Source organism: Psychrobacter communis, from assembly GCF_014836505.1.
GTDB lineage: Bacteria > Pseudomonadota > Gammaproteobacteria > Pseudomonadales > Moraxellaceae > Psychrobacter > Psychrobacter faecalis.
Window position 1 is genome coordinate 24,625 of sequence record NZ_JACSQR010000032.1, and the last position, 6,000, is coordinate 30,624.

Consider the following 6,000-nt stretch of genomic DNA (forward strand, 5'->3'; position numbering starts at 1 on the left):
AAGCATTTTATACCTTAATACAAAGCGCTTGGCGGTCACTGCGCGTTTTTACCACATAAGCTTGAACGAACAGGAACTCCCTCATGCAAAAGCAACAACTGCTCTATAAAGGCAAAGCCAAGTCTGTTTATGAAACAGAAGACCATGATCTGCTGATTTTACACTTCCGCGACGATACCTCCGCACTCGATGGTAAGCGTATCGAACAGCTTGCTCGTAAAGGCGTGGTGAATAACCGCTTTAACGCCTTTATCATGCAAAAACTGGCTGACGCTGGTATCGAAACCCATTTTGAAAAGCAGTTGTCAGACGATGAAGTGCTGGTCAAGCGTTTAGACATGATTCCGGTTGAATGCGTGGTGCGTAATTTTGCTGCGGGCAGTTTGGTACGTCGCCTAGGTTTAGAGGAAGGTCAAGCATTAACGCCGCCTACTTATGAGCTGTTTTATAAAGACGATGCGCTTGGCGATCCGATGGTCAATGAGTCCATCTCTATCTCGCTTGGTTGGGCAACTGAAGCTCAATTGGCGAAAATGAAAGAGCTCAGTCACCAAGTAAACGAAGTGCTAAAAGAGCTGTTTGATGCTGGCGATTTAATACTGGTAGATTTTAAACTTGAATTTGGCGTATTCTATGATCGTATCGTTCTAGGTGATGAGTTCTCGCCTGATGGCTGCCGTATCTGGGATAAAGCGACCAAGAAAAAGCTCGATAAAGACCGTTTCCGTCAATCATTGGGTGATGTGATTGAAGGCTATGAAGAAGTAGCAAAACGTATCGGTGTGCCGTTAAACTAGAAATATAAAATATTTAAAAAATAAAAAACTGAGCCATGCGCTCAGTTTTTTTATGGGGATAAGCATTTTAAAAACCGTTATGTTAAAGATTGCTATGTTATTTGTCTTTACGCGCTTCTTTAATTTTTTTAGCAGCCATTTCCATCGCATCGGCAGCTTTGTCCGCTAATGTGCCAACCACTTCTTTAGCTTTAGTGGTAGCGGTGTCCTTTAAAGAAGATTCTTTATCTTCGCTAGATTTAGAGTCATCATCTTTACTATCTTTATCCTTCTTATCAGAATCGTCACCATTTTTACTGTCGTTTTTAGCGTCTGATTGATCGTCTTTTTTGGCACCGCTATTGTTTTTATCAGACGATTTATCATTATCGCTATCTTTACTATCGTTCTTGTCCGACGTTTTATCATCTTTTTTGTCATTAGTATTGTCTTGATTAGATGACTTATCGTCTTTGCTGTTTTTACTTTGTGACTGACTATTTTGCTTGTCGTTCTTACTGTTATCATCTGTCTTAGACTGACTATCTTTTGAGGCGTTGTCCTTTGAATCGTTAGTAGCGTTGCCTTTGGAAGCATTATTGCCATTATTAGGGTTGTTATCTTTCATCACTGCGTTTTTATTCGTATCTTTTTCGCTAGCATTTTTATTGCTATCGTTGTTGTGCTGCTTATCATTGTTAGTATTAGAGTTAGTCATTGTTATATCCTTTTGTTTGTATTTTTTAGTGTTGGATGTTTTTAGTTTTTTAACTTTAAAATTGATTGGCGAGTTTTAAGCTTACTATTAGAATGAGTTAACTGTCTGTATAGCAACAGTTGTAATAGGTAATAAGGTCTAACGCTTAGCCGCTTTGAGTGGTTTTTTATGCTAAATTTATATCGTCAATATAAACGCCGCTATAAAAAAGGTTATCTTTGATGTCATTGTACAAATTACCTTATATACAACCCTCCGTTTTAGAACCTAGCTGGTTTGTCCACCCGACCTGCGTGGTAGCGGCAGATTTAATTGGCAAAGTTTTATGCCGACAGCTAAGCGATAGTGACGGCAAGAAAAAACCCTACGGATGCGCATCTCAGAGACCGAAGCCTACATTGGTGAAGGTGATGCCGCTTGTCATGCGCATGCTGGCACGCGCACGCCGCGTACAGAGGTTATGTATAGCGAGGGCGGAGTATTTTATGTCTATCTGACCTATGGTATCCATCATATGCTCAATTTGGTGAGCGGAACGGCAGAGTCGCCAGAAGCGGTATTAATACGCGCAGGGTTTTTGACAGACGATAGCGCGCGCTTAATCGACGAGCAATTACTGAGCGCAGATAAACAGCTAACCGACCCCAAGCAATTTGCAGGTCCTGGCAAGCTAACCAAACGGCTGCAAATTGACCGCGAGTTATATGGTGCGCCTATCATGCCTGCGTCAGGGCTTTGGGTCGAAGACGACGGCTGTCAGCCGCCAATATCACTGCGTCCACGGATTGGCATTGATTATGCAGGCGAGGCAAAAGATTGGTTATTGCGCTATATCTGGACTGACCATCCTTCATTGTCTAAAAAATAGTAAGTTTATAGCTGATAGTAATTTTTCTAAATAGGCTCAAAGGAAGTAATCTATGTATAAATTAACCGTTTTTATTCCAGATACGGCGTTAGAGCCAGTAAAATCCGCCTTATTTGCAGCGGGTGCTGGCAAGATTGGCAATTATGAACAATGCTGCTGGCAAGTGCAGGGGAGCGGGCAGTTTATGCCGTTGGCAGGCAGTCAGCCAAATATTGGGGCGCAGGATAGACTTGAAACTGTTGATGAGTGGCGGGTAGAGATGGTCGTTGCTACTGCTCATATTAAGGCAGTTATCGAGGCATTAAAGCAGGCGCATCCTTATGAGACGCCTGCTTATGATGTGATTGAGGTGTTAGACTTTTAACACCTGTTGTCAATCTTTTTTGATTTTAATCACGTTATAGCTCGGATAGCCAAGCTCGATTTTATAGTCTTTACTGCCGCGTCGGGCTTTTACTTTTATTTTACTGTCGCCTTTTTTATATTTGACGTCTTTGACCTGGTAACCCATGCTACTGACTTTATTAGCCGCACGTTGCTCGATAGCAGGCTGATAAAGTTCTTTATCAATAGACTTGATGGTTTTCTTGTGTTTCTTATAGATTTTAGTATCTTTGTAAATGTCTTCATAAAGGTCGCCATAAGCATTGTAGCCGGGCGCGGTGACGCAGCCAGTCGTTATGGACAGTAACGCGGCAATCATACTGCTCGCCGCCGTGGTTTTTAATAACGTATATTTTTTCATAATATTCTCTCATGCTATGCTATTAAAGGTATTGGTAGCTCGTCTATATAAGCAAGGTTCTATGCTAAAAACGACACAATAAAAAAATGGTCAACTAAACCAAGGGCTGGCTTATTTGACCAAGGGCATCAAGTCATCAACGATGCCAAAATCTTATCTGTACGTACAAGGCGTGTTCTTAATTGAATCGTACTCATCTAAAATAGCTAAATTTTGTCAAACGTCGTCAAATAACGAGAGCACAGACCCAAAAACCCAAACGCCTAGCCATTAGGCGCTATGCGCTATTTCTATAAATTGTTGAGAGGTTAAGTTACTTGTAGCGATAATGGTTATTATTATAGCGACCATTATTGTTGTAGCGGCTATTATCTTTTTTATGCTTACCGTTTTTATTTTTGTGATGACCGTTTTTATTCTTATGTTTGCCTTTTTTGCTATCGTGGTGAGCATGATTGACTTTATGGCCGCCATTATTATAACGACCATTATTGTTATACTTGCCGTTACCCTGATACGGACCGTTTGGGTAATAAACTCTTTGACCATCATGTCTTGGCGTGACGGTACAACCAAAGGTAGTGCCCAATAAAGCAAGCACAATACCAGCAGAAAAAGCGGTTTTTAAAGTTGAGAAGCTTAATATCTTCATAATGAATATTCCTATTATCTTATTAATTCCTATTACTTATCAGTAATGTGGCGATTACTGGTATTTAATTACTGATCTTAATGTTGCACTACCACAATAACGTTGCATAAGAAAAGCTAACGTATAAAAATGGACTGTTTAAAGATTAGTCTTTTTTAATCTTAATCACATTCAAGTTTGGATAGTCAAGAAAAATCTCATATTCTTGTGAGCCACGTTTGGCTTCTATCTCAAATACGCCGCGATTGTTTTTTTCATCAAGCTCGATATCTTTGACTCGATATCCCATGCCTTCAACTTTACTGATAGCACGTCGTTTGATCGCAGGGTAACGTGCTTCTCTTTTGATTCTATCTTCAACATCGTCATTTTTATAACGTTTGTCATTGTTGTATTTACCATTATAGCCATTGTTATTATGGTTTTTATCTTGCCAAATGTTTGACCAATCACTCTTACTTGAGCTGATAAGTTTTAGACCAGGGTAAGTATATTTAAGGATATAAGGCTGATTGTTCTTTTTAGCGTACGCAGTAATGGATTGATTACCACGATGAGTATCAGGTTTGATATCCATTACTTGGTAGCCTTTACTACGTAAATTTTGGCGAAGCTGTTGACTGACACGCCCAAAATTATTATTGCCATATTTGCCATCTTGATAAATTGGAGTATGACCATAATTTGGGCTTGCTACTGCACAACTCGCTGTAGCTCCTATTAACGTAACGGCAAGACCAGCAGATATGGCTGTCTTAAATGATAAAGGTTTTAGAATTCGCATGATGGAACCTCTTAAGGTATAAACTGGCTAAAAAAATAGTTTTTTGCTAGGAATTTTGTTTCTAGAAAATAAACAACAACGCTGAAATATGAGATATTACAAAAATTTATTTGAATTTTATAAATTATTATTCGTTAATAACGTTGTTTTTGAAATATTTTCTTACATAACTATAGTAATACTTAAAACTTATCAACACATGTCGTGGGTGTTAATAAGTTGTAAATTTTGCAAATAATTGCGTAAGCATTCGCTACTTTGAGTGACTAAGGTGTTGCTTATGACCACGAACATCGCTAACACTTATATATATATTATTTACTAAATTTTTATTATTGAAAATAAAGCCTTACGAATCAATATTTTATATTTAATCTGTAGTTATAGATAAGCGCTTGTAAGCATATGCTTACAGGCAATGACGCTTACGCGACTTAACACTAGGTCAATATTTTGACACTATACACACACGGCATAAGGGAATGTGACTCAAGGATTGAGTTAACCGTATTAAGGATAATAATTCAATTATTAGCATCAGGATGATAATGATAATTGAAGTATGGACACATGACCCGTGTTGCAGGCAGTGAATGCCAGTAATAGCAAGAAGTAATGGGCAGGATGCCCGACTGTCACAATATGCTTAATGTCTTGCAAGGATGCATGATTAGAGTCGTGATAGGTAACATGGATGGTTAACAATAAAACCGCATAACAATTAATTGCTATGCGGTTTTATTGTATCTGGGAGACCATCCCGAATTCTGTGTAACTGCCATTTAGATTAAATGCTTGCTGATACGGTCATCAAACATAATCATAAAGCGATTAAGAGCAGACGTCCAGTTACGGATCGGCATCGACCACTTTTTGGATGCCTGCTGGGTTGCTAAGTACACCACTTTGAATGCTGCCTGATCAGACGGGAAGACCTTACGCTTATTCACCGCTGTCCGAATCACACTGTTTAGCGACTCTATCGCATTGGTGGTATAGATCACTCTTCTGATGTCTTTAGGATAACCAAAGAACACCGTTAAGCCCTCCCAGTTATTGCGCCAAGACTTGATGACATGCGGGTACTCTTTGCCCCATACTTCATCAAAGTGCTCAAGGTTGGCCTCTGCCATCTCGAGCGTATCAGCACCGTAGATGGCCTTTAAATCAGCTGCTACGGCCTTCTTGTCCGTCCAAGGTACGAACTTCATCGAATAGCGCACCATATGCACGATACACAGCTGAACCTGAGCGTTAGGGTAGACCGTATTGATGGCATCAGGGAAGCCTTTTAGGCCGTCTACACAGGCAATAAGAATATCTTGAACCCCGCGGTTTTGTAGCTCAGTGAGAACACCAAGCCAGAATTTAGCGCCCTCGTTCTCTGATAGCCACATGCCAAGCAGCTCTTTTCTACCATCAAGTCCCACTCCTAAGGCCAGATAGATCGCCTTGTT

7 protein-coding genes and 1 pseudogene are annotated in these 6,000 nt (G+C 39.9%); 3 read left to right on the forward strand and 5 right to left on the reverse strand.

The annotated features are described in order from the left end of the window. The first annotated feature begins 83 nt into the window (after positions 1-83). Positions 84-797 carry a phosphoribosylaminoimidazolesuccinocarboxamide synthase gene (gene purC / locus H9653_RS10185; protein WP_191692283.1) on the forward strand — a complete coding sequence of 238 codons (714 nt, stop codon included), beginning with the start codon at positions 84-86 and terminating at the stop codon, positions 795-797. A 97-nt stretch (positions 798-894) separates the two neighbouring features. Here purC and H9653_RS10190 read toward each other — a convergent pair whose 3' ends face one another. Then, positions 895-1,494 carry a hypothetical protein gene (locus H9653_RS10190; RefSeq protein WP_191692284.1) on the reverse strand — a complete coding sequence of 200 codons (600 nt, stop codon included), beginning with the start codon at positions 1,492-1,494 and terminating at the stop codon, positions 895-897. A 221-nt stretch (positions 1,495-1,715) separates the two neighbouring features. On the opposite strand from H9653_RS10190, the pseudogene H9653_RS10195 reads away from it, so the two are divergent. After that, a pseudogene (locus tag H9653_RS10195) lies at positions 1,716-2,362 on the forward strand (DNA-3-methyladenine glycosylase). A gap of 52 nt (positions 2,363-2,414) precedes the next feature. Continuing rightward, positions 2,415-2,726, forward strand: coding sequence for an NGG1p interacting factor NIF3 (locus tag H9653_RS10200; RefSeq protein ID WP_191692285.1), 312 nt, complete (start codon positions 2,415-2,417; stop codon positions 2,724-2,726). Between the two features lie 9 nt (positions 2,727-2,735). On the opposite strand, the gene H9653_RS10205 is transcribed toward H9653_RS10200, so the two are convergent. The 4 genes from H9653_RS10205 to H9653_RS10220 form a co-directional block, all read right to left on the reverse strand. Further along, a complete protein-coding gene (locus H9653_RS10205; RefSeq protein WP_191692286.1) occupies positions 2,736-3,107 on the reverse strand; it encodes a hypothetical protein in 372 nt (123 codons plus the stop codon). A 313-nt stretch (positions 3,108-3,420) separates the two neighbouring features. After that, a complete protein-coding gene (locus H9653_RS10210) occupies positions 3,421-3,759 on the reverse strand; it encodes a hypothetical protein (RefSeq protein WP_191692287.1) in 339 nt (112 codons plus the stop codon). 145 nt (positions 3,760-3,904) lie between these two features. After that, on the reverse strand, positions 3,905-4,543 hold the full coding sequence (locus H9653_RS10215; protein ID WP_191692288.1) for a PepSY domain-containing protein: 639 nt from the start codon (positions 4,541-4,543) through the stop codon (positions 3,905-3,907). Between the two features lie 782 nt (positions 4,544-5,325). Then, positions 5,326-6,000 (reverse strand): IS256 family transposase (locus tag H9653_RS10220; RefSeq protein ID WP_191692289.1); only part of this gene is annotated, 675 nt, incomplete at its 5' end.